This window comes from Trinickia sp., from assembly GCF_051961175.1.
Taxonomy (GTDB): Bacteria; Pseudomonadota; Gammaproteobacteria; order Burkholderiales; family Burkholderiaceae; genus Trinickia.
In genome coordinates, this window is record NZ_JBQCDN010000045.1 from 11,696 (window position 1) to 36,480 (window position 24,785).

Annotated in this window: 25 protein-coding genes; 13 read left to right on the plus strand and 12 right to left on the minus strand. The window is 64.6% G+C overall.

All coding sequences use genetic code 11. The features are described from left to right. Positions 1–31: 31 nt before the first annotated feature. The 9 genes from ACTHL0_RS02635 to ACTHL0_RS02675 form a co-directional block, all read right to left on the minus strand. Complete coding sequence (locus ACTHL0_RS02635; protein WP_440565031.1) at positions 32–964, minus strand: type II secretion system F family protein; 933 nt, start codon at positions 962–964, stop codon at positions 32–34. Beyond that, positions 961–1,959, minus strand: coding sequence for a type II secretion system F family protein (locus ACTHL0_RS02640; RefSeq protein WP_440565032.1), 999 nt, complete (start codon positions 1,957–1,959; stop codon positions 961–963). The genes ACTHL0_RS02635 and ACTHL0_RS02640 overlap by 4 nt, the downstream gene beginning before the upstream one ends. Then, on the minus strand, positions 1,956–3,449 hold the full coding sequence (locus tag ACTHL0_RS02645; RefSeq protein WP_440565033.1) for a CpaF family protein: 1,494 nt from the start codon (positions 3,447–3,449) through the stop codon (positions 1,956–1,958). Before ACTHL0_RS02645 ends, ACTHL0_RS02640 begins: the two co-directional genes overlap by 4 nt. Then, the gene (locus tag ACTHL0_RS02650; protein ID WP_440565034.1) at positions 3,446–4,672 is read right to left on the minus strand and encodes an AAA family ATPase; all 1,227 of its coding nucleotides are present in this window, start codon (positions 4,670–4,672) and stop codon (positions 3,446–3,448) included. The genes ACTHL0_RS02645 and ACTHL0_RS02650 overlap by 4 nt, the downstream gene beginning before the upstream one ends. Before the next feature lie 13 nt (positions 4,673–4,685). Beyond that, a complete protein-coding gene (locus tag ACTHL0_RS02655; protein WP_440565035.1) occupies positions 4,686–5,090 on the minus strand; it encodes a CpaD family pilus assembly lipoprotein in 405 nt (134 codons plus the stop codon). A gap of 14 nt (positions 5,091–5,104) precedes the next feature. Beyond that, on the minus strand, positions 5,105–6,523 hold the full coding sequence (locus ACTHL0_RS02660) for a type II and III secretion system protein family protein (protein WP_440565036.1): 1,419 nt from the start codon (positions 6,521–6,523) through the stop codon (positions 5,105–5,107). Positions 6,524–6,531: 8 nt separating this feature from the next. After that, the gene (gene cpaB, locus ACTHL0_RS02665) at positions 6,532–7,572 is read right to left on the minus strand and encodes a Flp pilus assembly protein CpaB (protein ID WP_440565037.1); all 1,041 of its coding nucleotides are present in this window, start codon (positions 7,570–7,572) and stop codon (positions 6,532–6,534) included. Positions 7,573–7,587: 15 nt separating this feature from the next. Then, positions 7,588–8,121 carry an A24 family peptidase gene (locus ACTHL0_RS02670; protein WP_440565038.1) on the minus strand — a complete coding sequence of 178 codons (534 nt, stop codon included), beginning with the start codon at positions 8,119–8,121 and terminating at the stop codon, positions 7,588–7,590. An 87-nt stretch (positions 8,122–8,208) separates the two neighbouring features. Then, positions 8,209–8,400 (minus strand): Flp family type IVb pilin, encoded by a 192-nt coding sequence (locus ACTHL0_RS02675; protein WP_440565039.1) that lies wholly within the window; start codon positions 8,398–8,400, stop codon positions 8,209–8,211. 639 nt (positions 8,401–9,039) lie between these two features. Between ACTHL0_RS02675 and ACTHL0_RS02680 the strand changes: the two genes are divergently transcribed. After that, positions 9,040–9,795, plus strand: a complete 756-nt coding sequence (locus ACTHL0_RS02680; protein ID WP_440565100.1) for a YoaK family protein — start codon at positions 9,040–9,042, stop codon at positions 9,793–9,795. A 36-nt stretch (positions 9,796–9,831) separates the two neighbouring features. Here the strand turns inward: ACTHL0_RS02680 and ACTHL0_RS02685 are convergent, their stop codons facing one another. Next, on the minus strand, positions 9,832–10,218 hold the full coding sequence (locus ACTHL0_RS02685; RefSeq protein WP_440565040.1) for a type II toxin-antitoxin system VapC family toxin: 387 nt from the start codon (positions 10,216–10,218) through the stop codon (positions 9,832–9,834). Beyond that, positions 10,215–10,463, minus strand: a complete 249-nt coding sequence (locus tag ACTHL0_RS02690) for a type II toxin-antitoxin system Phd/YefM family antitoxin (RefSeq protein ID WP_440565041.1) — start codon at positions 10,461–10,463, stop codon at positions 10,215–10,217. Before ACTHL0_RS02690 ends, ACTHL0_RS02685 begins: the two co-directional genes overlap by 4 nt. 283 nt (positions 10,464–10,746) lie before the next feature. On the opposite strand from ACTHL0_RS02690, the gene ACTHL0_RS02695 reads away from it, so the two are divergent. The 5 genes from ACTHL0_RS02695 to ACTHL0_RS02715 all read left to right on the plus strand — a co-directional run bounded on the left by ACTHL0_RS02695 (position 10,747) and on the right by ACTHL0_RS02715 (position 15,896). After that, the gene (locus tag ACTHL0_RS02695; protein ID WP_440565042.1) at positions 10,747–12,078 is read left to right on the plus strand and encodes an ABC transporter substrate-binding protein; all 1,332 of its coding nucleotides are present in this window, start codon (positions 10,747–10,749) and stop codon (positions 12,076–12,078) included. A 116-nt stretch (positions 12,079–12,194) separates the two neighbouring features. Next, positions 12,195–13,130 (plus strand): carbohydrate ABC transporter permease, encoded by a 936-nt coding sequence (locus ACTHL0_RS02700; RefSeq protein ID WP_440565043.1) that lies wholly within the window; start codon positions 12,195–12,197, stop codon positions 13,128–13,130. Beyond that, positions 13,127–13,990 (plus strand): carbohydrate ABC transporter permease, encoded by an 864-nt coding sequence (locus ACTHL0_RS02705; protein ID WP_440565044.1) that lies wholly within the window; start codon positions 13,127–13,129, stop codon positions 13,988–13,990. The genes ACTHL0_RS02700 and ACTHL0_RS02705 overlap by 4 nt, the downstream gene beginning before the upstream one ends. Continuing rightward, on the plus strand, positions 13,987–14,751 hold the full coding sequence (locus ACTHL0_RS02710) for an HAD family hydrolase (protein ID WP_440565045.1): 765 nt from the start codon (positions 13,987–13,989) through the stop codon (positions 14,749–14,751). Before ACTHL0_RS02705 ends, ACTHL0_RS02710 begins: the two co-directional genes overlap by 4 nt. After that, the gene (locus ACTHL0_RS02715) at positions 14,739–15,896 is read left to right on the plus strand and encodes an ABC transporter ATP-binding protein (protein ID WP_440565046.1); all 1,158 of its coding nucleotides are present in this window, start codon (positions 14,739–14,741) and stop codon (positions 15,894–15,896) included. Before ACTHL0_RS02710 ends, ACTHL0_RS02715 begins: the two co-directional genes overlap by 13 nt. A 19-nt stretch (positions 15,897–15,915) precedes the next feature. Here the strand turns inward: ACTHL0_RS02715 and ACTHL0_RS02720 are convergent, their stop codons facing one another. Next, positions 15,916–17,064, minus strand: a complete 1,149-nt coding sequence (locus ACTHL0_RS02720) for a formylglycine-generating enzyme family protein (RefSeq protein ID WP_440565047.1) — start codon at positions 17,062–17,064, stop codon at positions 15,916–15,918. Positions 17,065–17,343: 279 nt separating this feature from the next. Between ACTHL0_RS02720 and ACTHL0_RS02725 the strand changes: the two genes are divergently transcribed. The 7 genes from ACTHL0_RS02725 (at position 17,344) to ACTHL0_RS02755 (ending at position 24,747) form a co-directional block, all read left to right on the plus strand. Continuing rightward, positions 17,344–17,751, plus strand: a complete 408-nt coding sequence (locus tag ACTHL0_RS02725) for a DUF4399 domain-containing protein (protein ID WP_440565101.1) — start codon at positions 17,344–17,346, stop codon at positions 17,749–17,751. A 13-nt stretch (positions 17,752–17,764) separates the two neighbouring features. Continuing rightward, complete coding sequence (locus tag ACTHL0_RS02730; RefSeq protein WP_440565048.1) at positions 17,765–18,193, plus strand: DUF4399 domain-containing protein; 429 nt, start codon at positions 17,765–17,767, stop codon at positions 18,191–18,193. Positions 18,194–18,469: 276 nt separating this feature from the next. Beyond that, positions 18,470–18,742, plus strand: coding sequence for a hypothetical protein (locus ACTHL0_RS02735; protein WP_440565049.1), 273 nt, complete (start codon positions 18,470–18,472; stop codon positions 18,740–18,742). A 229-nt stretch (positions 18,743–18,971) separates the two neighbouring features. Beyond that, positions 18,972–20,360: an efflux transporter outer membrane subunit gene (locus ACTHL0_RS02740; RefSeq protein WP_440565102.1), complete on the plus strand. Its 1,389-nt coding sequence runs from the start codon at positions 18,972–18,974 to the stop codon at positions 20,358–20,360. Positions 20,361–20,573: 213 nt separating this feature from the next. Next, on the plus strand, positions 20,574–22,535 hold the full coding sequence (locus ACTHL0_RS02745; RefSeq protein ID WP_440565050.1) for an FHA domain-containing protein: 1,962 nt from the start codon (positions 20,574–20,576) through the stop codon (positions 22,533–22,535). Beyond that, positions 22,532–23,923 (plus strand): HlyD family efflux transporter periplasmic adaptor subunit, encoded by a 1,392-nt coding sequence (locus ACTHL0_RS02750; RefSeq protein WP_440565051.1) that lies wholly within the window; start codon positions 22,532–22,534, stop codon positions 23,921–23,923. Before ACTHL0_RS02745 ends, ACTHL0_RS02750 begins: the two co-directional genes overlap by 4 nt. A gap of 71 nt (positions 23,924–23,994) precedes the next feature. Continuing rightward, positions 23,995–24,747, plus strand: coding sequence for a peptidylprolyl isomerase (locus ACTHL0_RS02755; RefSeq protein WP_440565052.1), 753 nt, complete (start codon positions 23,995–23,997; stop codon positions 24,745–24,747). Positions 24,748–24,785: the final 38 nt, after the last annotated feature.

A 24,785-nucleotide genomic window follows, 5' to 3' on the forward strand; every position in this document is an offset into this window, starting at 1 on the left:
TACGGCCGATACGACCGGCAATCCATTCCATTCAATGCTGATGAAACACCGCGATGAGCCGGATGACGGCCGGCCCCGCCGCGATCAACGCGACTGTCGGCATGATGAACAGCATCATCGGCAGCGTCATCTTCGGCGCGAGCTTCGCAGCTTTTTCTTCGAGCGCGATGATTTGCATCGAGCGCTCGGTCCGAGACAGCATGCGCAGCGACTGCGTGATCGGCGTCCCATACTGCTGCGATTGCACGAGTGTCGTGACGAGCGCGCGCATCGAGGTGACGCCGATCCGGGCGGCCATCGCGTTGAGCGCCGCAGCGCTATCGCCGCCGATCTGCAGCTGATCGGCCGTCACCGAAAATTCGTCGGCGAGCGGCGGGCTGATCGTTCGCAACTCCGCCGCCACGCGTTTGATCGCGACGACGAGACTGTTGCCGGCGTTCGTGCAGATGACGAGCAGGTCCAGGGCGTCGGGCAGCGCAACCGAGATGGCGCGCTGACGGCGTTTGATGAGGTAGCCCAGCACGAACTCGGGCACCATCATGCCGACGACGAATGCCGCGGCCATCGCCAGCAACCGCATGACGAAGTAGCCGCCGATGCGCGGCAAGTGCGGGACGAGCACGATCGCGCCGAGTGCGACGCACGCCCCGCAGACGATCTTCAGTCCCGCGAGGATCGAGACGGCACGCGGCTCGCGAAAGCCGGCGCTGGCCAGCCGCATGGCGAGCTTGCCGCGCTCGGCGGCATCGATGATCGGCATCCGTTCGCCGATCGTCGCAACCTTATGCGCGAGCTGTTGCGGGACGTTTCGTTCCTGCCCCGGCGTGCCCGCGCGCGTCACGGCGTGCCGCGCCCGCTGTGCGATGCGCGAACGCACGCCGCGTCCATGCGCCACGAGCCATACCGTCGCGCAGGCCAGCAGCGCGACGAGCGCCAGATTCGTCCACATATCGGTCGCATTCATCGCGAGGTATCCAGGTTGGCGATCTTGCGGATCAGCGAGAGTCCGATCGTCATCAGCACGGCTGCGAGCACGAGCATCTTGTGGCCCGCGCGCGTATGGAACAGCAGCGACACATAGGGGCGATTGACGATGTACAGAAAGCCCATGATGAAGAACGGCACGCCGGAAATGATCTTGCTTGCGATGCGCCCTTCGGCCGTGAGCGCTTTCGTCTTCGCGCGGATATCGCGGCGCGAGCGGACGATGGCGGCCAGGTTCTCGAGCGTTTCGGCGAGATTGCCGCCCGTTTCCCGTTGCAGAACGAGACAGACGGCGAAAAAGGAAAAGTCGGCGAGTTGCAGCCGCTCGGCCGCTTGCTCGAGTACGTCTTTCACTTCCGCCCCGACGAGCAGCGCGTCGCCCATCGCGCGGAACGTCGAACGTACGGGCTCGTCGCTTTCGACGCCGGCCGTGCAGATGGCCTGCACAGCCGGAATCCCGGCACGCACCGCGCGGATAATGAGATCGAGCGTGTCGGGAAACGCAGCCAGGAAGCGCTGCTTGAAGCGGGCGATGATAAAAATGTACACCCCACGGACGGCGATGAGTGCGTCGACGAGCGCACCGAGCACGCGCGTCCAGAACGGCAGTCCCGCGAGCATGGCCGCGACGAACGAGGCAAGACCGGCCAGCACGGCCACCATGATGATGGTTCGCACGCCCGAGCGCCCCGCGATGGTTTCGATGCGTTGCTGCTTGGCGCGCAGCCACGTCTGCCATGCCGGTTCGTCGCCAGGACGGCGCTCGAGACTCACGAGTTGATGCAACGGCTTGGCGCCGCGCGCGGCCTCGTTGGTGGACGGGTTCGCCGCACGCGGGTCGCGCAATGCGGTGACGCGCTGGGCGATGCGTTGGGCAGGGTGCTTGCGCGCCATTTCGCGCAGCGAGCGCACGATGAGGCCCGCGACGACGATCGCGAAGAAGGAGCCTCCTGCGACGACGTCGGCGGGCGTCACGATTGCATCGCTCCGATCAATTGCTCCTCGAGGCCGTAATAGGCGGCGCGCTGAGCGAAGGCGGGGCGCAGGGAAGACGAATCAAAGGTGCCGCGCACTTGTTCCTCATAGCCGCCGGCGTTGAATCGGAACGCGAACAGGTCCTGCGTGATGACGACGTCGCCCTCCATGCCTGAAATTTCCGTGACGCGCGTGACGCGCCGCATGCCGTCGCGCATGCGTTCGATCTGCAGAATCATGTGGACGGCGCTCGCGATCTGACGACGAATCGAGATGAGCGGCAGGTTGCCGTTCGCCATCATCACCATGCTTTCCAGCCGCGTAATGGCATCGCGCGGCGTATTGGCGTGGATCGTGGTCATCGAGCCATCGTGGCCTGTGTTCATCGCTTGCAGCACGTCGAATGCTTCGGTGCCGCGCGTCTCGCCGAGGATAATGCGATCCGGCCGCATCCGCAGCGCGTTGCGCACGAGATCGCGCTGCGAGATGCCGCCCAGCCCCTCGCTGTTCTCGGGGCGCGTCTCGAGGCTTACGACGTGCGGCTGCTGCAGCTGCAGCTCGGCCGCATCTTCGATCGTCACGACGCGTTCGTGCGGATCGATGAAGTTCGACAGGGCGTTGAGCAGCGTCGTCTTTCCCGATCCCGTACCGCCCGAGATCACGATGTTCAACCGGCATGCACTGGCGATACGCAGCACTTCCACCATCGCCGGGGAGAGGTTGCCTTGCTGCGCCATACGCGCGAGCGTGATGTTGCGCTTGGCGAACTTGCGGATCGAGATCGAGGCGCCGCGCAGGGCGATCGGCGGCAATACGACATTGACGCGGCTGCCGTCCGCCAGGCGCGCATCGACGAGCGGGCTGCTTTCGTCGACGCGGCGTCCGACGGCCGCCGCGATTCGCTGCGCGACGTTGATCACATGGGCGTTGTCGCGGAACTTCAGCGGCGTGAGCTCGAGCCGCCCGCTGCGCTCGACGTAGACTTGATCGGGGCCGTTGACGAGGATATCGGTAACGCGTTCGTCGGCCAGCAGCGGCTCGATCGGTCCGACGCCGAACATATCGTTGAGCATTTCGTCGACGATGAGCCCTTGCTCGGCCAGCGTGATCGTCAGCCGTTCGCGGGCGATCGTTTCGGCGGCGATCTGCTCGATGCCCTCGCGCACTTGAGCGCGCGACATCATGAGCGCGGCCGACATGTTCATCGACGAAAACACCGCCGTGCGGATCAGCTTGAACGTGTCGGAGCGAATCAGCGCCTCGTGGCGGTCGGCCGGCAGCGGCGGCGCCGCGTCGCTCGCGTGGGCCGCGGCGTCGGGCGCGCTGCCCGCTGCGTTCACCGCGGCCGGTTGCCCTTTGATGTCGGGCACGCTCGCCGCAGCCGTCTTGTTCGAGCTTGGCCAGGGGGACGCATCCGCGTGCGCGGCGTGTCCCGCGGCAGGCGATACGGGCGCGAACGAGGGGGCGTTGCTGCGGCGTCCGAACATCATGCGGCGCTCCGCTTGCGCAGCAGGCGCGCATACCAGGGGGCAGGCGCTGCGACGTCAGGCGCCTCGGAGCCTGTGATGGCGTCGGCCAGCGCGACGACGGCGCGCGCGAACGCGGAGTGTTTGCCGTCGCCGATCGCCTCGCCGAGGTTTTCCGCGACGGCGAGCGTTTGTGGCTCGTACGGGAATTCATGCACCGACGCGCGGCCGAGCGCATGGACGAAGTCGGCCTGCGCGACGCGGCCGCGTACCGGCTGCTGGGCGTTGTTCAGCAGCACCGAAACGGCGGCGTCGGCGGGGCGGCCTTCGGCGAAGCGGCACAGCCGGGCGGTCTCGCGCGCCGCATGCACGGAACGATCCGCGACGACATGGATCGTCTCGCAGGCATCGAGCGTTTCGTCGACGAAGCCGCCCGCCCGCTGCGGCACATCGAGCACGACATAGTGGAAATGGTGCTTCAGGGCGGCGACGAGTTCGGCGACGGTCCCGGCGCGCAGCGCGAGGGGCTGCTCATAAGGCAGCTCCGCGGCAAACACGAACAGGCGGTCGCTCTGCGCGACCGCGGTTTGGTGGATGAGCTGCTGATCGAGCTGATGCGTGTTCTGCAGCAGTTCGGCCAAGCCGTTGCCCGCGACGATGCCGAGCATCGACGCTGCGGCCCCGCCATGCAGATCGAGATCGACGTAGGCGATGCGCCGGCGCGTCTTGTCGGCGAGGTGGCGCGCGAGCGCCGTGGCGATCGTCGTGACGCCCACGCCGCCGCGCGAGCCGATGAAGCCGATCGCCTTGCCCGCGCGTGCGGACGCGCTCGGATCGCTCGCGGTCATCGCGCGTTGCACGAGTTCGACAGTCAGCGGTTTGACGAGATAGTCCTGGACGCCCATCCGCAGCAGCGAGCGGAACAAGCCTACGTCGTTGCGATCGCCGACGACGATCACATTGACCGACGGATCGACGACTTCCGCGAGCCGCATCAGTTCGGAGACGGGCATCGACGCGCCCGATACGTCGACGAGCAGATGCCGCGGCGAATGCGGCAGGCCGCGCATCAATTCGATTGCGTCGTCGATGCCGCCGCGCGCGACATAGGCGTGCCCGATCCCCTGATCGAGCATGAGATTTTTGACCACCTCTTCGCTGCTCGCATCCGCGACGACGGCAATGATGCGGTCGGTCGAGAGCGGCTGTGCGCGGCGATTGGCGGAGCGCAGCTCGAATGCACCCATGACGGCTCCGTGACTAATGCGAGACCGACGTCGTCGTCGACGTCGGCTTGAGCGGTTGCGAGCGTCCTTCCTCATAGGCGCGCACCGCGCTGGCCCCGAGCGCCGCATCCGCGCCCGCATAGGGCACGGGGGCGACGAGGTCGGCCGGGCGGGCGAGCATCGCCGCGAGGTTCGAGTACGTGGCGCAGCCAAACGCGACGCCCGGACGGTGCCAGCCCGCATCGCTCATATGCGAGGGCTGATTCAACTGAGCACACTGCGGGGGGATGGCGCGGCCGCCGTCTTGCGCGGTGAAGCCGATGACGGAGTCGTCCGGCATGCCGAGCGGCGGATGGGCCGACATGCAACCCGCGAGTGAACCGAGCGCCGCGAGGAACGTGACCGTCGAAGTCAGATGGCGTATCAGGCGATTGCGCATGAGTCGGCTCCCATTCAGTAGACGAAGCCGGCCGCGCCGACCAGCCGGGGCCGGTCGCCGGCCAGCGGATCGAGGCCGAGCCCGCGTTGCAGCGCGTACTCGATGTCGCTGCTCGGACGCGTGACGCTGTCGAGCGCATCGTGCAGCCGGCCGGGCCCGACGGGTTGCACGATATAGGGCGTCACGATGACGACAACTTCCGTCTTGTTGTTCAGATAGTCCTTCGACGAGAACAGCTTGCCGAGGATCGGCAGCCGCCCGAGCCCGGGCAACTCGGAGAGCACGTCGCTGCTCTTGCTCTGCAAGAGGCCGCCTATCGCGAAGCTTTGGCCGCTCGAGAGTTCGACGGTGGTCTCGACGCGGCGCACCGTCAGCGCCGGCACTTTGATCGAGCCCGTCGTCACGCTGTTGGTCGGATCGATCTCGCTGACTTCGGGCCGGACCTTGAGGCTGATGCGATTGTTTGCCAGCACCGTGGGCGTGAAATCGAGCGAGACGCCATAGGGCTTGAACTCGATCGTGATCGCACCGGTCGTGTCCTGCGCGACGGGGATCGGAAATTCCCCGCCTGCCAGGAAGCTGGCGGTTTGGCCCGACATCGCCGTCAGGTTGGGCTCCGCGAGCATCGTGATCAAGCCTTCCTGATCGAGCGCATCGAGTACGCCGTCGATCGAGAAGTGCGACGTATGGAATCCGCCGAGCACCGAGAACGCACCGGACGGCGCGAGGTTGAACAGCTTCGAGGTGGGATCGAGGAACGCGCGGCCGCTGAACAGTCCCCCGACGAAGTTGCCGGCAGCGCCGAGCGAACTCCAGTTGATACCGAGCTGCTGAGTGATGTTGCGGTCGACTTCGGTGATGCGCACGCGCAGGTGGACTTGTATCGGCTGGGCGAGCGTCAGGCGGTTGACCAGGGCTTCCTGATCGTGCAGGTACGGTTTCAGGGTTTGCAGGACCGCATCCGCATCGGCCGCGCTCGGCACATGCCCACTGACCATCAACGAACCCGGTGCGCTCGCAATCGTCAAGCGCCACTGCGGAAAGCGCGCATCGAGCAGCCGCTGAATCGAGGCGGTGTCCAACGCAACGGTGATCGTCTTGCGCAGAATGGGGCGGTTGTTGGCGCCGAGCGCGAACAACGTCGTGGTGCCGGCCTTCTTGCCGAGGACGAACACGGTCTTGGGCGTTGGCACGTGCACGTCGGCCACATCGGGGTCGGCCACGAAGACGGCCACGGCCGCTTCGGGCAATTGCACCATCGCTCCGCCGCCGGCCGGCACGGTCAGCAGCCCGTCGTCGGTGGTCGAATCGCCGGCCAATGCGGCGCCCGGGCAGAGCAAGGCGACGGCGAACACAAGGCTGGCGAAGGCGGTCAGCGCGCGGCGAAGCGCGGCGTGGTGGCGGCCCAAGCGGATGCGGGTGACGTCGATCATGGGAAATCCTATGCAGCAGGACGAGCGGGCGGGGCCGGTGCCGCTTGTGCGGCGGGCGCGGGCTCGGGTGCCGACGGCGGCGCGCCGGCCGGCAACGGCGGCAGCGCGCCTGTCATATTGATTTGCAGTCCCAACGAGCGGGTACCGAGCGAATCGCTCTGTTTGGAGCCGCGATAGACGATGACCGACTGCTCGCTCGCGCTCGCGCGCCGTGCGACCGTATGTGTTTCGGCGTGCGGTGCGGGCGCCATCGCGCGCAGGCCGCGCGAGACGTCGCGTGCCCAGACCGGTTCGGTCTGCGGCTCGGTCACGTCCTCGGCCTGGCTCGCGTTGCGGTCGCGGGTAGCGAAGCTGCGCAGCGCCAACGAAAGCGAACCGAGATGAGCCGCTACCGTCACGACCTCGGCGCTGCGCGGCGTGACCTCGAAGGTGACGGTGCGCGCGCGCGAGTTCGCCTCGTTCGGTTTCTTGTCGTCGTCCTTGGGCCGCGTAAAGGCGGTGCCGACGGCGAGCACGCGGACGCGTTCGGCGATCGTTTCGGCTTCGACTGTTCGATCGGTCGAGCTCGTCGTCGCGCCAGGCGATGTCGAAATTTGCTGGGTTAGCAGGACATCGACATAGTCGCCCGGTTCGATGAGTCCCGCGTTGCCGGATACGTCGTCGATCGCGACCGAGATCGCACGCATGCCGGGTTTGAGCGCCGCGGCCAGGAATCCGGGCGAACTCGGCGAAATGACGTCGGCCGGCCCGAGGGGCGTGCCGGCATGAACGGCATGGCGCAGCAGGTCGCCCTTCAGATCGGCTTCGTCGGGTTGCCCTTCGACGAGGGCACCCGCGGGGGCATCGCCGCGCGGCACGTTTTTCCAGACGAGATCGCTGTCGCGCAACAGCAGGCCGTCGGGCAGGTCGGCCGCGGCGGCGCGGATGCGCACCATTGGCGCGGGCTTGGCGGGGCCGGGGCGGGAGGCCGCGACATACAGCGCGCGCAAGACGAACGCGCCGATCGCGGCGACCACGAGCAGGCCCACGAGTTTGAGAATATTTTGCATGACGACCGCGTTCCGTTATGTGAGCCGTACGGGGATCGAAAGCGCCGAGGCCGCGAGGTGCGGCGCGACCGCTTGGACGTGCGCCAGCGGCAGCCATACCGCGGCGACACCGCCAACGGCCAGCGCGACGCCGTACGGCACGCCGCGCGCGGGTGCGAGCCATGCGTGCGTCGGGGCGGCGGCGCGATCGCGCTGCATCCGGCCGATGGCGATCTGCGTGAGGCCGAGCATCAATCCAATCAACGAAACGATGAAGAAGACGGTCGTCGCGAGCGCGGGGCCGCTCCACAGAAACACGGCGCCGAACAGCTTGGCGTCGCCGCCGCCGAGCCACCCGAAGCGGAACAGCACAGCGGCCAGCACCAGCGCGCAAGCGCCTGCCGCAAGATGGGTTTCGAGGCCGAGGCGATTTTCCCCGGCGATCCATGCTTGCGCGAAATAAAGGATGGCGAATGCCGCGACGATTGCGTTGGGCAACCGCCGCCGGCGTAAATCGGAGACAGCCAGTGTGGCCAAGAGCGCGCAAGCGAGAGCATGGACCGGGAACATGAACGTATGCCTTTCGATCTACTGACGCCGACGCCGGCCGGGACGACTCGTTCGGCGTGACCGCCGAACGAGTTCAGTCGTCACCCATTAGTGCCCGTTCGTTTGAACGCTTGTGACGTGCGTGATCATGTTGTCGAACAGGGCCGGCAGACCGGTATTGCCACCGAAGATGGCACCCGCTGCCGCAACGGCCACGACGACGATGCCGGCCAAAACCGAGTATTCGAGTGCGCTGACGCCGCGCTCGTCGCGCGAAAGGAACCGTACGAAGTGCAACATTATTAGGACTCCTCAATGAATAACGAAGGGCCGACCGGCCACTTTCGCAACGGGATGGGAGATCAAAGGCTCCCAAATTTGTTTACGGCAATCGTTTGCGCGGGTTTAGGCCGATCCGTAGAAGTCCTGAATATCTGTCTGGCTGATGTTTCGTATGAACAATGATGACGTGGTTAAAACGGAGGCTGAGAGCCAAGCGGGATAAGGGTTTGCGGCGGTCCAGGCAGGCCTGGCTCGAATCGTATGACTTGTCGTGCCTAAGCGTAAACGATAGTCAGTTCTACTAAGGATTAAGTACGATTACTGAACTCGCCCCCTCGAGCCGGGTCGTCGAGGGGCGCTCGTCATCCTCGCAATAAGCTTTCAGTTTCGCTTTCGTTTTCTTTCGCGCTCGATACGCCGTTGAAAATGACATTGAGCAGGACACCCGAGGCCGACGCGGGCGATCGCCACGCCGACGCGCGGCTTTTCGACGCAGGCATCCTCGCGAATCACGTGCTGGCATTCGCTGGGCGGGCCCTGGCGTACCGGTTTGGTGATCAGGTCGTGCTAGGATCGAACGATCGTAAGCAATCGCTGCCGCGGGACGTCCCTGTGCGAGTGATCGCTTCGTACGCGCCACCCGGCGAGCGAGCCGACATGCCCATCCATTACCTGCGCGCCTTTACGAATCCCGAGCGCACCGACGAAGCTAATCGCCGGCTCGGGCGTTCGCTGGCGTTCGTTGCCGGCGCGGCCAACGCCGGCGGGTTTCTAGCGGTCGGCCAATACACGTCGCATATGTCGGGCGTCGTTTCCTCGTTGGCCGATTCTCTGGCGCTGGGCGAGATCGGGCTGGCGGGGGCATGGCTGGCGTCGCTTTTATCCTTCCTGTCCGGCGCGGCCACATCGGCTGTCATGATCAATTGGGGCCGACGGCGCGCACTGCGCAGTTTGTACGCGATGCCGTTAATGCTCGAGGCCGCATTGCTGCTGATCTTCGGCTTTCTCGGGTCGAACCTGGAAACCCATCGCGTGCTGTTCGTGCCCGCGACGGTCGCGCTGCTGTGCTTCGTGATGGGCTTGCAAAACGCGATGATCACGAAGATATCGAAGGCCGAGATTCGCACGACGCACGTCACGGGCCTTGTCACCGACATCGGGATCGAGATCGGCAAGCTTTTCTACTGGAATGGCCCGCGTGCCGCAGCAAGCAGGGACCCACAGCCCGTGAAGGCTGACCGTCAGCGCCTCGCGTTGCTCGCGTCGCTGCTGGCCGCGTTTATATGCGGCGGCCTGGCCGGTGCACTGGGCTTCAAGTACATGGGCTTCGTCTCCACGGTGCCGCTCGCAACGGTGCTTGTGGCGCTCGCGGCTGTCCCGCTCGCCGACGACATGTTCGGTCAACGTTTCTGACTCCCCGGGGCGCAAGAAGCCCTGGACCCATGACACTCAAACCTGCTTGACCAGCCCCTCGTACTGCGCGACGACGGGATCCGTCGTCACCAGCGCAATGCCTTCGGCCATCGATTGCGCGACGAGCATCCGATCGAACGGATCGCGATGAAGCGGCGCCAACCCTTTCAGCGACGTGACATGCCGGTGCGTGATGGGCAGCTCGACATAGCCGTTATCGACGAGCCCGCGGCGCAGCAGCCGCGGATCGACCCGGAAATCCGCGCGCCCCAGATCGCTCTTGATCGTCACTTCCCAGAGGCTCGCCGCGCTGAAGAGCAGGGTGTTGTCTTCGTCAGCGATCAACGATCGGGCGCTGGCCGAGAGCCGCTCCGGCTGCCCGGCGGCCCACAGCAGCAAATGCGTATCGAGCAGCAGCTTCACGTATCGGCTCCTCCGAAGAGATGTTCGATTTCACCGGCGCCGATGCGGTCGAAATCATCGGGGACGAGGATTTCACCGGCGAGAAACCCGAGTCGCCGACGCTGTTCGGACCGGGGCGCATCGAGCGAAACGACTTTGACGAGCGGCTTGCCCGCTTTGGCGATGATGAACCCCTCCCCGAGAGCGGCGCGATCGACGAGCCGCGACAGGTGGGTTTTTGCTTCGTGGATGTTCACAATTTCCATGGCCGTTTGTTAGGGTGGACTAAGTTTCGTTAGTTTAGTCCAAATTTGCAATAGACCGTTCGGCCAACCGACTCTTTCGCACCGCACCATCGAAAATGCCGTCCGTGCCTTGACAGGCCCCGACGCGTGTCCGATCATTCGATCACAAATAGAGCAATTGCTCGTTCGATGAGCGATCGCTCGCATCGACGGCGGCAATACGTTGAGCCGAATACGAACCGCGTTTCGATAAGAAGCGCATCCGCAGTTCCATCACAACGTACAAGACTTAAGGAGACAAGCAATGCAACGCAATGCTCGACTGACGCGGCGCGCGCTCGCCGCAGGCGCGCTCGCGCTGAGCGCGATGGCGGCGCTGCCGGCGTCGGCCGCGACCATCACGATCGCGGTGGTGAACAATCCCGACATGATCGAGATGAAGAAGCTGTCGTCGGATTTCGAGAAGAGCAATCCCGACATCAAGCTGAACTGGGTCGTGCTCGAAGAGAACGTGCTGCGCCAGCGCGCCACGACCGATATCACGACGAAGAGCGGCCAGTTCGATGTGATGATGATCGGCGCGTACGAAGCGCCGCAGTGGGGCAAGCGCGGCTGGCTCTCGCCGATGACGAACCTGCCGGCGAGCTACGACGAGAAAGACGTCATCAAGACAGTGCGCGACAGCCTTTCTTCGGGCGGCACGCTGTTCGCGCTGCCGTTCTACGCCGAAAGCTCGATGACGTTCTACCGCAAGGATCTGTTCGCGGCGAAGGGGCTCACGATGCCGCCGAAGCCCACCTACGGCCAGATTGCCCAATTCGCCGACAAGCTGACCGACAAGAACGCCGGCGTCTACGGCATATGCTTGCGCGGCAAGGCGGGGTGGGGTGAAAACATGGCGTACTTGACCACCCTCGTCAACACGTTCGGCGGCCGCTGGTTCGACGACAAATGGCACGCGCAACTCACCTCGCCCGAATGGAAGAAGGCCGTCAACTTCTATGTCGATCTGATGAAGAAGGATGGTCCCCCGGGAGCGAGCTCGAACGGCTTCAACGAAAATCTGACGTTGATGTCCTCGGGCAAGTGCGCGATGTGGATCGATGCGACGGTTGCAGCCGGCATGCTCTATAACAAGAATCAATCGCAGGTGGCCGACAAGATCGGCTTCGCCGCGGCGCCGACCGAAGTGACGCCGAACGGATCGCATTGGCTGTGGGCCTGGGCGCTCGCCATTCCGAAGACGTCCAAGCAACAGGACAACGCCAAGAAATTCGTCGAATGGGCGACGAGCAAGGAGTACATCCAGCTCGTCGCGAAGGATGAAGGCTGGGCGTCGGTGCCGCCGGGTACGCGCGAATCGACGTACAACAACCCGAGCTACGTGCAGGCTGCACCGTTCGGCGAGTTCGTGCTCAACGCGATCCGCACGGCCGATCCGAATCACCCGACGGCCAAACCCGTTCCCTACACGGGCGTGCAATTCGTTGGCATCCCCGAATTCCAATCGTTCGGGACGGTGGTGGGCCAGAGCATTTCGGGCGCCCTTGCCGGACAGATGACGGTGGATCAGGCGCTGACCGCGGGCAATGCCACGGCGGACCGCGCGGTGCGGGAAGCCGGCTACCAGAAGTAAAGTGAGCCGGGGGACGATGCGCGTCGGGCGCATCGTCCGCCAGCGGGCCGGGTTCTACGGCCCGCGCTCGACGCCGCCCACGCGGACGGCGTCCGACCGTTCAGGAGTCCGAAACGATGGGACATCTTCATATGCCGCTCTCGCACGCCGCTGAGCAAGACGCGCTGCCGACGCCGGAGCGGCGCGCCGCCTCGACGCGCTGGCTCGCCGCACCTTCGGTTGCGGTCCTCATTTTATGGATGACGATACCGCTCGCAATGACGATCTGGTATTCGTTCTCCCGCTACAACCTGCTCCACCCTGACGCCAAAGGTTTCGCGGGCCTCGACAATTACCGCTATCTCGTCACCGATCCCGCGTTCGGTCCGTCGATCGTTCATACGCTGCAGCTGATCGGCTCGGTACTCGTCATTACCGTTGTCGGCGGCATCCTGATGGCCGTGATCTTCGATCGCAAGTTCCCGGGACAAGGCATCGCGCGCATGCTCGCGATCGGCCCGTTCTTCGTCATGCCGACAGTCAGCGCGCTGATCTGGAAGAACATGATGCTGCATCCGGTGTACGGCGTCGTGGCGGCCGTCATGCGCTCGTTCGGCATGCAGCCTGTCGACTGGTTCGCCACCTATCCGCTTTCGGCGATTACCGTCATCGTCGCGTGGCAGTGGCTGCCGTTCGCGTTCCTCATTCTCTTCACGGCGATCCAATCGCTCGACGAGGAGCAAAAGGAAGCCGCGCGTATCGACGGCGCCGGCCCGGTCGCGATGTTTTTCTACATTACGCTGCCGCACCTGCGGCGGGCCATCTCCGTCGTGGTGATGATGGAGACGATCTTTCTGCTGTCGATCTTCGCCGAAATCTATACGACGACTTCGGGCGGCCCAGGCACGGCCACGACGATTCTGTCGTATTTGATTTATGCGCTCGGCTTGCAGCAGTTCGATGTCGGCCTGGCATCGGCGGGCGGCATTCTGGCTGTGGTGCTGGCGAACATCGTCGCATTCTTCCTCGTCCGCATGCTCGCGAAGAACCTTAAAGGGGAGTACGAAGCATGAGCCATCCCACCGTATCCGCCGCGCCGTCGTTGCGCGCGTCATCGTCCGGGCTCGATGCCGTCAAGCGCGCCGTGCCGGTGGCGCTGGCCTGGCTGATCGCGCTCGCGCTGTTCTTCCCGATCTTCTGGATGATGATCACGGCGTTCAAGACGGAGCGCGACGCCTATTCGATGTCGTTGTTCTTCATGCCGACGCTGGACAGCTTCCGCGAAGTCTTCGCACGCAGCGATTACTTCCTATTCGCCCGCAATTCGATCTTGATTTCGGCGGGCGTGACCGTGCTGTGTCTGCTGCTGGCCGTGCCGGCCGCTTATACGATGGCGTTCTTTCCGACGCGGCGCACGCAAAGCCTGCTGCTTTGGATGTTGTCGACGAAGATGATGCCGTCCGTGGGCGTGCTCGTGCCGATCTACCTGCTTTGGAAGAATGCGGGGCTGCTCGATACGGTTTCGGGCCTCATCATCGTCTATACGCTGATGAACCTGCCGATCGCCGTGTGGATGGCGTTCACCTACTTCAATGAAATCCCGCGCGACATCCTCGAAGCGGGGCGTATCGACGGCGCGGCGACGTGGCAGGAAATCGTCTACCTGTTGATGCCGATGGCGCTGCCGGGGCTCGCATCGACGGCCCTCCTGCTCGTCATCCTGTCGTGGAACGAGGCGTTCTGGAGCATCAACCTCTCGAGCTCGAATGCCGCCCCGCTCACGGTGTTCATTGCGTCGTACTCGAGCCCCGAAGGCTTGTTCTGGGCGAAGTTGTCGGCGGCGTCGCTGCTGGCTGTCGCGCCGATTCTGCTCGTGGGCTGGTTGTCGCAGAAGCAGCTTGTGCGAGGCCTCACGTTCGGAGCCGTCAAATGACGGCGCACGGGATCGGAGCAGGGGAGCTGCGGCGCGACCGGGTGCTGATCTGCGATTGCGACGGCGTGCTGATCGACAGCGAAGCCGTGGCGGCAAAGATGCTCGTGCGCGAACTGCAGGTGTGCTGGCCGCATGCCGACGTCGAACCGGTCGTCATGCCGCTGCTTGGGTTGCGCATCGAACGGGTGCTCGAAGCGAGCGCCGCTGCGCTCGGCGAATCGCTGGCGCCGGCACAGATGGATGCGATCCGGCGCAGCGTGGAAGCGGCGGCGCAGCAGGCGCCCGTCGTGGCCGGCGTCGAAGCGGCGCTCGCGCAAATCGGGTTGACCAAAGCCTGCGCGAGCAACAGCTACACGGCTTATGTCGCGGCCGTGCTGGCGCGCACGGGGCTCGATCGGTTCTTCGGCTCGCGCGTGTTTTGTGCGGATCGCGTACCGCGGCCGAAGCCGGCGCCCGATATCTATATCGCCGCGGCCGATGCCCTGGGCGTGTCGAGCGCGGCCTGCCTCGTCGTCGAGGACAGCGTCACGGGTGTCGCAGCGGCAAGCGCCGCCGGGATGGTCGTGCTCGGTTTCGCGGGCGGCACGCACGCGGAGCAGGTGGGGGGCGCGCACACGCAGGCGCTCCTGCAAGCGGGCGCGCAGCAGGTATTCGACGATATGCGCGCATTACCCGCGCTGGTCGATCAATGGATGACCGATGCCGCCGATTCGGTGCGCACGGCGATGAATGGGAAAGGAGACGCATCATGGCAAGCTTGACGCTGCGCGGTATCGCGAAACGTTATGAGACGCACGAGGTGTTGCGTAACGTGAACCTCGACATCGCCGACGGCGAGTTCGTTGTATTCGTCGGGCCGAGCGGTTGCGGTAAATCCACGCTGCTGCGGATGATTGCCGGGTTGGAGGAAATCAGCGGCGGCGAACTGCTCATCGATGCCGCACGCGTGAACGATGTCCCGCCGGCCAAGCGCGGCATCGCGATGGTGTTTCAGTCTTATGCGCTCTATCCGCATATGTCGCTCTACGACAACATGGCGTTCGGCCTGAAGCTCGCCGGGGCGAAGAAGGCCGAGATAGACGATGCCGTGCGCAATGCGGCGAAGATCCTGCACATCGATCATTTGCTGGATCGAAAGCCCAAGCAGCTATCGGGCGGGCAGCGTCAGCGGGTGGCGATCGGGCGCGCCATCACGCGCAAGCCGAAGGTATTTCTGTTCGACGAGCCGCTGTCGAACCTCGACGCCGCCTTGCGCGTCAAAATGCGGCTCGAATTCGCCCGGCTGCACGACGAGTTGAAGACGACGATGATCTATGTCACGCACGATCAGGTGGAGGCCATGACGCTGGCCGATAAGATCGTCGTGATGTCGGCGGGCAACGTTGAACAAGTCGGCAGTCCGAATCGTCTTTACCATGCGCCGGCGAACCGGTTTGTCGCCGGCTTCATCGGTTCGCCGAAGATGAATTTTCTCGAAGGGGTCGTAGAAGAGGTCTCGGGCGACGATATACTCGTGCGGTATGCCACGGGCGAGACGCAGCGCGTGGCGGTGGAGACGCGCGGCACGGCGTCATCGGGTGCAAAGGCGCTGGCGCGGGGTGCGCGCGTGACGGTCGGGATTCGGCCCGAGCACTTGCATGTGCAGCCGACGGCCTCGGCGGGCGGGGCGCCCGTATCCGGCGTGGCGGCGCGCACGACGGCGGTCGAGTCGCTGGGGGACGCCGCCTATCTGTACGCCGAAGCGCCTGTGGCGGCGGATGGTCTCATCGCGCGCATTCCCCCGTTGGAGCGGCACGAACGCGGCGAATCGCTCGTGCTGGGGGCCGACCCGGAGCATTGTCATCTGTTCGACGAAGACGGGCAGGCTTACGACAGGAAGATCGTGGAGGTATTGTCGGCGGCGTGAAGCGGGGCCGCTCGTACGCTCACTTCATGTCGCGCGCGACACGAAAGCCGTTCGCCGTATAGCGGACATTGGCGTCGTATTTGAAGCGCGTCGACGACAACATGTAGTTCGCGCCGTCGAGCCACGAGCCACCCCGTATGACATGCGACTGGCAATTCGGCTCGTTCCATGAGCGACCGTCGACGGGCGCATTTTTGTAGGAGCTGTGCCAGCAGTCGCTGACCCACTCCCAGACGGCCCCGCCCATGTCGTAAAGACCGAACGGATTGGCGGCGAACGTGCCGACGTTGGCCGGCCCCTCCTGATGCCAGGGCTGCCCGCAATCTTTGCAGTTCACCTTGCCGGTGCGGAAATCGTCGCCCCACCAGTAGCGCGTCGTCGTGCCCGCGCGTGCCGCGTATTCCCACTCGGCCTCGGTCGGTAGCCGATACGGTTTGCCCGCGATCTTCGTCAGCCAGGTCAGGTACCGCTGCGCGTCATCCCAGCTCACGTCGTGCACGGGCGCGTTCGGCGCATGGCTCTCGTCGGTCGTGAGCGGCGCACAAGCAGAGGCGGCGACGCAGGCGTTCCATTGGGCGACCGTGACGGGATAACGCGCGAGCGCAAACGGTTGGCCGATCGCCTCGGCGTGGGCGGGCCGCTCCGAGGGATCGCTGTGGTTGTTGCCCATCTCGAACTTCCCGGGCGCAATCGCAATCATGACCGGGCACGCCGCGCAGTCCTTGATCTCGTGATCGGCCGGTGGCGGCGTCGATGTCGGTGCGGCTGAGGTGACTGCCGACGAAGGCGGGTGCGGCGCCGCCGGTGCCGGGTTGGCCGATGCCGCCGGAGGGCGCATGCCTGGCGAGGCGGCCGGTCCGTGCACGGCGGGCGGGGCTGTTTGACTTTGCGCTTTGGCGGCCGGCGGCGCCGAGCCCGCCGTTGCGGCGCGCAGCCTCGCGATGCGCGCCTTCGCGAGCGGCGCGAATCGGCCGTCAGGATAGGCCTTCAGATAGGCCTCGTAATCGCCCGCATAGTTGCTGTCCTTGATCGACGCCCAGAACGTGAGCTCGTACTGTTCCGAGCTGTCCTTCGGCAGCACGCCGGCGACGCACGGAACCGACCCGGCCGAGAAAATCGATACGAAGATCAATGCAACCTGGCACAGACGCATGAGGCTTTGGCGCATGCTGGATCTCCTCGTTACGGCACCCGTATTGCCGGGTTCGTTCAATGTCCGACACCGACAGTTTGTGGGCCAGGAACAACCGGTGGTCTGTGCGCAAACACACGGTACCCGCCTGTGCCTCCGGGTGACGATAGGCTTCTTGTCGTCACCCGCGCGCAACGCCGGTGCGCCGCTTCTTGCGCTCCACGTTCCACGTTCCGCGTTCCGTATTCTCGCGGCGATGCTGCGCGGCACGACACAGCGAACCGCCCAAAGGAGAGGGCCATGCGCAGACGAACGATGCTCATCGTGTCCGCAACGGCGCTTATCGTGCCGCGCCTGTCGGTCGCCGGGCCCACGCCTTCGCCGCCGGGCGCCGAGGAATACATCATCTGGCCGTACGACGGGGCGACGATCACGGGCGGATTCTGGATACGGATGGGACTGCGCAACATGGGCGTATGCCCGAAAGGCATCGATAAACCCCAGGCTGGACACCATCACGTACTCGTCGATACCGACTTGCCGCCGATGGATCAGCCGATTCCGTCCGATCGGAACCATCTGCATTTCGGCGCCGGGGAAACGGAGGCCCGCCTCGAACTGCCGCCGGGTAAGCACACGCTGCAGTTGCTGCTTGGCGACCACAACCATGTGCCGCATAACCCACCCGTGTATTCCAACAAGATCACGGTGACCGTGCGCTGAGCAGAGGGAAATCATGAACAGGAGATCGGCGCTTGCCGCTGCCGGGGCGTTGCTGATATCGGCCCGTGAGGTCCTCGCGGGACCCACGCAGGCCGATCCGAGGGCGATGGTCTATATCGGTTGGCCCAACGATGGCCAGCGCTTGCCGGCCGGCAAGCCGTTCAAAGTCTGGTTCGGGCTGCGCTACATGGGCGTGGCGCCGGCCGGGGTCAAGTTCCCGAACACGGGGCATCACCATTTGCTCGTCGATACGGAGTTGCCGCCGTTCGACGAGAAAATTCCGTCCGATAGAAATCATCTGCACTTCGGTGCCGGGCAGACGGAAACGATGCTCGATCTGCCGCCGGGCAAGCACACACTGCAATTGCTGGTGGGGGACGCCGATCACATTCCCCACAACCCTCCCGTGTATTCGAAGAAGATCACGATCTACATCCAGTGACTTTCCTCGCCGGCAACAGAGCGTGTTTGCCCGTGCCAGACACATGGCGCACGATCTGTTGCACGCAGCCCACCACATGCGTCTGACGCCCACGGCGATCGACGATCTCGGCGGCCCCCCTCAAATGCACCAAAGGCCGAACGGACAAGCGTTCGGGCGCTGCCGGCGCGTGGCGCTCGCGCACATGGCACACCCTATGCAGTATGAGGCCCGAGCGCGCAACACTGCAGCTCACCATCCTCGAAGTCTCAATGCTCACTCTTTTGGAGAACCGCCATGAAATCGCTGATGATCAAAGACCTCGACGTCGCCAAGGAACTCGATGGCCGTGCCATGTCCGCTGTGCGCGGCGGCCACGTGGGCCTCTACCCGCTGTTGCCGTACTATTCGCCCGTCAATGTGAGCAACACCACGAACTTCAGCGCCTCGCAACTGATCGGCCAAACCAACGACATCGTGAACAACACGGGCAACGACGTCGCCTTCGCCACGAATATCCATTCGACGGTGAACCCCTCGCAGAAGGCCAGCAACACGATCAACTTTTGATCGTCGGCACCGCCCGGCCGCCGCAACAGCGCGTCATTGCGTCACCGTTGCGGCGGTCCCGGCCTCCCGCAGCCGATTCCGCTGCCGCGACGCACCTGTCTCGGCTGCCGCCCCTCACTTGGAGTCAATCGTGGAAACGCTGACTGGTACGGCTCGTGCAGCGAAGCTTCGGACTCGCATCCGCTCGCGCGTTTCGCGCACCTCGCTCGCCGCCGCGGCGGCTTGCGCGATGTTGGTTTCCGGCTGCATGGATCTGAACGTCCCCGCCTATCAGCGCCCGGATACGCCTGCGAAAGCCGCGTGGGCGCATCTCGATCGTCCGGTGTCGGCCCCCGAGACGGTCGATCCGCAATGGTGGAAATCGTTCGAGGATCCTTACCTCGATGCGCTGATTCAAAAGGCCATTGCGGGCAACGTCGATATCAAGATCCTCGCTGCGCGCATCCGCATCGCCGGCGCGCAGATCGGCGAAGCGCGGGCAGGTGCGCTGCCGAGCGCCGATCTCGGGACCGGTGTCGACTTCGAGAAGACCACGGGACAGCGGCTCTCGAAAACAATCAATGTCGGCTCGCAGGTCAACTGGGAGCTCGACATCTGGGGCAAAGTCGAAAAAGGCGTGCAGGCGCAGACGGCCGAGTTTCATGCATCGGAGGCCGACTGGCGAGCCGGCTACCTGACGCTAGTGGCCGGCGTGTCGACGACCTATTTCCAGATTCTGCAGTTCGACGATCAGATCGACGAGGCGCGTCGCACCCTCGAGAAGAACGCGCGGATCCTGGTCATCTACCAATCGATGGCCGCCAACGGTGTCGCGCCGCAGACTGAAGTATTGCGGCAAAAGGCCGAGATCAACGGATTGACGAACGAATTGATCGAACTGCATCGCTCGCGTGACCTTGCCGAGAATGCGCTGGCGACCCTCGTAGGCGTACCGGCCGGCGAATTCAAGGTGCCCACCGGGCATTTGCGCGAGCGCACGACGTTGCCCGAAGTGCCGATGGGGCTGCCGGCGCGCTTGCTGGAGCGGCGGCCCGACGTCGTGGCCGCGCAGTTTCGCGTGCTCGAATCGTACGACGCGATCGGTGCGGCGAAGCTGGCGCAATTGCCGAGCATTAGTCTCACCGGGCGCGGCGGCACGGCGGCTTTTTCGCTCGGCGATCTGTTCAAGGCATTCACCTTCAGTTTTCTGCCGAGCATCGATCTACCCATGTTCGATCCCAACGTAAGGGCGCATATCAAGACGACCGAAGCGCAGGCCGAGCTCTCTCGACAGCAGTACCGGCAAACGGTATTCGCGGCTTTCGAGGAAGTCGAAAATGCACTCGTCGATCTCGATGCGCACAAGAAGCAACGCGCCGAACTCGCTCAGCAGAACGCGCACTTGCGTGTCGTCGCCGCGCAGGTCGAGGCGCAACTGAAGGAGGGCGTCGTGTCGCAGCTCGACGTGCTCGAATCGGAGCGCTCGCTCGCGGCAGCCGAACTCGCCCTCGTCGCCAATCATCAGCAGATTCTCACCGATACGGTGAAGCTCTATAAGGCGATCGGTGGCGGCTGGCCGTCCGTCGCCGTCGAGAACGCACGCAATGCGGCTGCAAGCACCGATACCGCCGCGCAATGACGACGAACGCACAGACGTGGAACGCGCATCGTGGCGCCATAGATCTCTCGACGCACGGCGGGCAAGACCGCCGGAACGGATTGACTGCCATGTCACGTCGCCTACACTTTTTTCACGCCGCCGATCAAGCGGCATCTTCGGCATTCTTCATACGGAGCCGAGCACGCTGAGCGATCCGGGTGCAGTCCCGTATCCTCTTGCAGGTCTCGAATCATGTCCACCGACGACATACCGATTGCCGAGATGCGCGCCCCGCTCGCGCGACGATTCGATGTCGTGCTCAAGCCGGTCATGCACCCGGAACTCGGCGACATCCGCGTCGAGCGCGAGCTGTTCGCTATCGGTCGAGCCGAGACGCCGTTCGCCGGCCTGCGTGCCGATATCGCCGCCGAACTCTCCCGCCGCCATGCGAAGCTCTTTTTCGAGCAGGATGCAGCCTACGTCGCGGACCTCGGCAGCAAAAACGGCACGACGGTCAACGGCGAGGCCGTTCGCGGCATGCCACGGCAGCTACGCGACGGCGACGAGCTGCGCCTCGCCGGCGTGCTGGGCTATCGCGTTCGATTCGAGCCCCGTGCGGGAGGCCCCTGCGCGGACGACACTTCGTCGATTGCGGTGACCCTGAAGCCCGAGCGCGACGATCTCGGTCTCGAGACGATCGTCGTCACGCGTTTTCCGTTTCTCGTCAGCAAGACCGACGAGACATTCGCACGCTATCGAGATGCCTTCCCGCATCAAGTCAACTATGTGTCGCGCCGGCACGCGATCGTCTTCGTCGAGGATGGAGCGGTATTCATCGAAGACCTCGACAGCACGAATGGGACGTTCGTCGACGGACGACGCCTCGACGCCGGCGCCGTTGCGATCGGAGAGGGAACGCGGATCGCATTCGGCGGCAATCATTTCGTCTATCGGGTGAGTATCGATCGAGGCGCGACGGCCGAGCCGACCGTCACGCAGGGGCATGCGCAGCGGGCGCCCTGTGCCGACGCCACCGACGCCACCGACGCCACCGACGCCACCGACGCCACCGACGCTGACACTGGCGGGGCGCAGCCGGTCCCCCCGCAGCCTCTGGGCAATGTCGAAGACCATACGACTTTTATCGCCGCGCCGCATTCGTTTCTGGACATCTATTGTGTCGACGCTGCAAGCCATGACGAAGACGAAGTGAATCCCGAAGCCGATTCGCAGGAGGCCGAGCCTGTTCGTGGCGCGCTACACCGCCGAATGGGGCGCCTCGGGTATTTCATCTCCGAATTGAGTGTGGCCCTCGGTGGCTCCGCCGAGCCTGATATGCGGCGCGTGACGCGTTGGGCAAGCGCCGCACTCGTGCTGCTCGTCGTGCTGGCGGCGGCGCTGTATCTGCGCGGTGCACCGCAACGCGAGATGCAATCGCTGCTCGCCTCGCAGCATTTCGAGGAGGCGTCGCAGCTTGCCGATCGCGATCTCGCGCGGCATCCGGGCGATGCGCAGTTTCGCGCCGCGGGCACCGAGGCCGCGATGAAATGGCTCGTGCCGCGGTGGGTCGCCGCGCTGGCCGCGCACGACTTCGCGGGCGCGCGTGAGCGCGTGGCGGCTTTGACGGCGCTGAGTCGCCACAACCCCGACATCGCGCCGCTGGCGCGCATGATCGGTTGGATCGGCGACCTCGATGCGTACTGGTCGGCACGCGGCGGCGCCGATGCGCCGATCCGCATTTACCGCGACGAGCCCGTCATCCGATCATTGATTGCGCGGTGGAACGACGATGCGGACGCGCACCAGCGCGAACTCGATCAGATCGTGTCATACGTGCCTGCGTTCGGCGATGCTTACGCCGATGCACTCAGTCACCTGCGTCAGCTCGAAAGCGACGACGCTGTCTACGTCGCGGCGCTCGATCGCTTGAAAGCCGCAATCGAGGCTGCATTGAACGAAACGCACGACGATCAGCTCGAGGGGCTGCCTGCGATCCTCGCCGACTACGGGGAACGGTACCCGCGTCTCGCCGGGCTCGACGACGTACGCGCCGATCTGCTGCTCTATCGACGGATCGAAGAGCAAGCCCGCGCCGGCCACATGCAGGCCGTGGCTGACGCGTTGCGATCGGCCCACTTTGCGACGCCGCCGTTTCGAGCGCACGCGGCCGGCCTGGCGAAGCTCGCGGCCGCATCGCAGGGGAGGACGCCGTGAGCACGACATCGGGGCCGTCGCGGCAATCGGATCTCAAGCCGCTTACCGAAGCGCTCGAGGATCACAGCGCGGAAGGCATTGCGATTCTCGTCGAGCAGCCGCGCCGGCTCATCGAGCTGACCGTGGTGACCGTTGCCTCGCTCGTCATGGCCGCACTGCTCTGGTCGTTCGTCGGGCGGGCCGACGTGATCGTATCGGCCGCCGGCGCGCTCGCGCCCGAATCCGAGGTTCGCCGTATCTATGCGCCCGTCGACGGCGAGCTGGCCGACATCTACGTCGCGGAAGGTCAGCCGGTGAAGAAGGGCGACGTGATCGGCCGCCTCAATGCGCGCGGTGCGATCGAAGCGGCGACTAATGCGCTCGATGCGCGGCTGAAGCTCGAGGATGCGGAGCGCGACTGGGCTCAGTTCCCGCAGAAGAAGGCATTGATGGAGCGGCAGGCCGAGGCATTGAAAGCGCAGATCGCCTCTGAAGAGCATCAGCAGGAGACTCGCCTTGCCGAGGGCACGAGCAAGCTCGAGCAAGCCCAGAAGGCGCAGCTGGATGCGGCGCGAAGCAATATCGACAACGCCGTGCGCGCGCGCGATCTGGCGCGAGACGAAGCGCAAAAGTTCGAGCGGCTGCTTGCGCTCCCCGGCGGCGGCGGCGTATCGCAATCCCAGGTCGAAGAAAAGAAAAGCGCCTATCTTCAGGCCGAAAACAACGTGCGGATCGCGCAGGCGCGACTCGCCGAGCTCGAGGCTCAAGCCAGCCATGAGTTCGCGCAGGCTAAGGGGAAACTCGAAAGTAGCGGCGAAACGTTGACGAATCTGCGGATCCAGTACGACGCTGCGCTGCGCGAGATCGCCAATACCGAGGAGAAATTGCGTCTGCAGGTGCAAACCGCGCGACTCGCCGCCGATGCCGCCGCGCGCATTCGATTTGAGAACATCGACAAGGACAATTTTCTGCTCGTACTCGCACCGGTATCGGGTGTCATCACCGATGTCACGACGACGCAACCGGGCGACAAGATTCAGGCCAACACGCCGCTCGGCGGCATCGCGCCGGCCAACGCGCACCCGGTCGTGAAAGTGGAAATCGCCGAGCAGGACCGCGCGTTCCTGCGCGAAGGGCTGCCCGTCAAGCTCAAGTTCAACGCGTTTCCCTATCAGCGCTACGGGGTCATGCTGGGGACGCTCGGGTACATCTCGCCGGCGACGAAGCTGTCATCGAGCACGCATGCGCCCGTCTACGAGGGGCGCGTCACGCTCGCTCGCGATTACTACACGATCGGGCAGACGACGTATCCGCTGCGTTACGGCATGACCGCTACGGCCGAAATCGTCGTGCGCGAGCGGCGTCTTATCGACTTCGCGCTCGATCCGTTCCGGCAGGTTGCGGGGTGAGAGGTCGCGCATCGAGTGAATCGGCGATCCATCGAAAGAAACAGGAACATGGGCAAGCGAAGGAGAAGGATATGGCGACAATCGTGCGAATCGACGACGAGGTCATCGGCACCGACGACTTCGTTCGCGTATTGAAACTGACGGGCCAATTCGAAGGGCTCGTCGAGCAGCAGGTGCGCGACCGGCTCACCGTCATCGCCGCGAAAAAGCTCGGCATGCGCATCTCGGCCGACGAGATTCAGGCGCGGGCCGATCAATTCCGCCGCGTGCGCGGCCTGCATCGGGCCGCCGACATGAACCGCTATCTCGATGCATTCGCGATCAGTCTCGACGAATTCGAGGCGTTCGTGACCGACACGCTCTATCAGGAGAAGATGCTGGCGCAGATCTGCAGCGACGAGGCCATCGAGACTTACTTCAAGCTCAATTCACCCAAGTTCGACTGCGTCGAGGTCAGCCATATCGTCCTCGAATCGGAGGGGCAGGCGCGCGAGGTGATGTCGATCGTTGCAGACGATCCATCATGCTTCGCCGAGATGGCACGGGAGCATTCGATCGCCGATACGCGTGAGCAAGGCGGCGTGATCGGCAAGGTGCTGCGCGGTTCGCTGAAGACCGAGATCGAGGCGAAGGTCTTCAATGCGCAAGCCGGCGATCTGATCGGGCCGTTTGCGTCGCCCGACGGATCGTTCTACGAAATATTTTCGGTGACGGCGAAATATCCGGCGGCGCTCGATCCCGAGGTCGCCTCCGAAGTGCGGCGCCTGTTGTGCGAGCAATGGCTCGCCGCACGCGCGCAGGAACACATCATCGACGCGCATTGAAGCGGGCTGCCCCACACTCGCGCAGGGACGACGGATAT